The 2,658-nt window shown below is 34.5% G+C and carries 4 protein-coding genes; all 4 read right to left on the bottom strand.

Annotated features, from left to right (window positions below; translation table 11 throughout):
• Positions 1-286: 286 nt before the first annotated feature.
• On the bottom strand, positions 287-682 hold the full coding sequence (locus ACSX1H_RS19015) for a hypothetical protein (RefSeq protein WP_212223798.1): 396 nt from the start codon (positions 680-682) through the stop codon (positions 287-289).
• Between the two features lie 224 nt (positions 683-906).
• Entirely contained in the window at positions 907-1,350 is a 444-nt protein-coding gene (locus ACSX1H_RS19010; protein ID WP_439185837.1) for a hypothetical protein, read from the bottom strand.
• Between the two features lie 18 nt (positions 1,351-1,368).
• Positions 1,369-1,932: a hypothetical protein gene (locus ACSX1H_RS19005; RefSeq protein ID WP_439185836.1), complete on the bottom strand. Its 564-nt coding sequence runs from the start codon at positions 1,930-1,932 to the stop codon at positions 1,369-1,371.
• Between the two features lie 50 nt (positions 1,933-1,982).
• Positions 1,983-2,483, bottom strand: a complete 501-nt coding sequence (locus ACSX1H_RS19000) for a hypothetical protein (RefSeq protein ID WP_439185835.1) — start codon at positions 2,481-2,483, stop codon at positions 1,983-1,985.
• Positions 2,484-2,658: the final 175 nt, after the last annotated feature.

Genomic DNA, 2,658 nt, shown 5'->3' with positions numbered 1-2,658 from the left:
TCAGGATTAGTGGCCAAGTTATACTAAGTTTTGGTTTTTGGCGGATGACCAAAATGCTACTGCCGATACAGAAACCCCGAAATAAGCTACAACGGACGCGGCTATGAAGCGTAAGTGATTTTTAGCCGTACTCACTCTCGAACTTCACGGAGCCAAAGCGTTGTATTTGTTTTTATCTTTTCATTTCAAAAGCCAAATCAACGATTTGGCGCTGCTCGCCGAAGCTACGAACCAACCAAAACAAGTCGATTCACTTATGCTTTATAGCCATTGTTAGGCAATGTTTTTATTTATTTTTTCGTTCAATCATATATGTCAAGAAACAGTCTGCATTTATTTTTCTAACAAGGTTAAATTTGTCCTTATTATGAATTGCAAAATGATACTTTTTGTCGTCTAAATATATAGTCGTTCCTTTAATTAAATATTTCCCTGATTTGTCCGAATTTAAAATATATGTTTGATTAACGAATTCTATTTTGCCATCTTCCTTTTTAAGTAATTCTGAAGTCAGGTCGATATTTTCATTTGCATCAGGATTGTCTGTTGTCACCGTTGTGCCTCTATATTCTATATTCCATGTGCCTACAATTATATCCTTGAGTTTAATATCTGTCGTTTGACTTTTTATATTAATCAATGTCACAAACAGAAGTATAAGTGTTACTGTTTTCTTTTCCATAATTGTTGGGTACATATTTAATTTGTTGCACTAGGTTATTGACTTTTCAATTGCTTAGATAAATATTGCCTAACGTTGGTGGTATGAGGTCGTGGCGGATTGACGAGAGGAAATCTGTCCGACCGAGCAGAAGCTCGCACGAGATTCGACCCTGTCGAATCTGCACAAACCCGCCATGCCTTATTACCACATGTTGTACGCTGGCATTTTTCTTCATACACTACCTATCTAAGGTTATTTTGGCCAAACCACTTAGTTGAATATTTCTCTCCTTTTGGCGTAATAACTGTTAATCTTGTTTTCTTAAATTTCTTTGCTTCAGAATCAAAAAAGCTAAAGTGCTTATTGTCTTTAAATATTAAGGTTTTCCAATTTTCTGGATTAATAGGAACGTTCTCAAATTCCTTACTGTAATTATTGAAATCTAAATGCCTTCTTTGAGCTTTTCCGTTTACCTTTTCGTCAAGCTCTATTCTTCGAATAAATATTGGTTTGTTTCCGACATTTATCAATGTTACAACACAATTAAATGTGTCATTCGATTTTGATTTATAGCTTTGAATCAGCAATTTCCTTTTTTCACTTTTTACTTTTATATAAATATTCCAAGAAAGGTTAACAAGAGAAATAAATAAAGCTATTATAGCAATTAGTAATTTGTAGTCCATATTTAGTGAGTTATTTGTCTACAGCAAAAAGTATAGTGTAATTACAATCAAAATTATCCCTAACCTTATATACTTCTGTTGTTTTGATTTTCTAATGAATCCGTCCTTTTTAAGTTCCCATGAAAACAAAACCTCAAAGGTTGTCCAAAAGGGTTCTTCAATAAAGTCGAAGAGGTTATATCCTTTTTCTGCATTCTGAGTCGCAATTGTTTTCTTTTTCCGTTTTTGTAATCTTTTTGCTTTTTCTATCTCGTTCTTACCAACTTTCCTTTTTGTCAATTCCACAGTTGCTAATTCGACAGCTTCAGAATTCCACTCGCTTTCATTACCTACAATTCTTAATAATTGCGACGTCTTGCGATTTTCTATTGGTGGATTAAATCTGTTTGCCATTTTAATGAATTGATAATTGTGCGATGTTTGCTTGCGTACAACGTCTAATGCATGAAGCGAAAGGGTATGTGGCCAGTTTTCCCTTTCAAAAATACTAAGGAGCCGAAGCGCTGCTTTTGGTTTGATCTTTTCCTTTTTTAAAGCAAAAGCAGCGATTTGGCGGTGGTCGCTTACATCAGAAAATTTCAAATAATCACCTTACCCCTTTTGCTTTATTGCATATTGTTGGCAATTGGTTTTTATTTATTTCCATATGCTTTCTCATCAAATTCCCCAAAGTGTAATTCTTTCAATTTATCAGTCTTTGGATCAAGAAAGGCATAAATCTTTTTATTTCTAAACACAAGTACATTTGCATCAACGTTATAATCAATTCCAGAATAACACAAATCATCAACTAATTCAATATCTGGCTTTCCAAAAATTTCAATTATATCCTTTCTATCAGTTTTATTGTCTTGAAGATATTGAGTTGCAAGTTTTATCTGTTTAATAATTCCTTCTTTAACTTTGTATGAGACTCCTGATGCACAGTGTATCCACCCCTTTCCTTTTTCAAGCAAATCAAGCCTGTCTTTAAACCTTAGGTTCTCACTTCCTTCTTTGTCAACATAAATATCCGTTATATCAAAATAGTCTATATCAGAAACCGAAGATTCAAGTCCAACCTTTCCAACTTGAAATGAATTAACTTCAAATCGTCTATTCAGAAATAATTTTCTTTTCCAATTATTAGACATACTAACTGTATTTTTAGTTTTGCGGTGTGCTTTTAAACTTATTGCCAACGGCCTGCCGCATGGTGCAGTAGCAGATTCACGTGCTGATTGTCCGTCCGGCAGGACAGACAATCGAGGCGAGAATCTGCCCACCCAAAGGGAGCTGCGCCCTGCTATGCATTATTGCGGCTTGTTA

This window comes from Carboxylicivirga taeanensis (genome assembly GCF_051851475.1).
GTDB lineage: Bacteria > Bacteroidota > Bacteroidia > Bacteroidales > Marinilabiliaceae > Carboxylicivirga > Carboxylicivirga taeanensis.
Note: the sequence above shows the minus strand (reverse complement) of the source record. Positions and strands in the feature narration are given on the sequence as shown.

Bases quoted from the DNA above. Each gene is read 5' to 3' on its own strand.
- ACSX1H_RS19015 (WP_212223798.1), bottom strand. From the start codon at position 682: ATGGAAAAGAAAACAGTAACACTTATACTTCTGTTTGTGACATTGATT.
- ACSX1H_RS19010 (WP_439185837.1), bottom strand. From the start codon at position 1,350: ATGGACTACAAATTACTAATTGCTATAATAGCTTTATTTATTTCTCTT.
- ACSX1H_RS19000 (WP_439185835.1), bottom strand. From the start codon at position 2,483: ATGTCTAATAATTGGAAAAGAAAATTATTTCTGAATAGACGATTTGAA.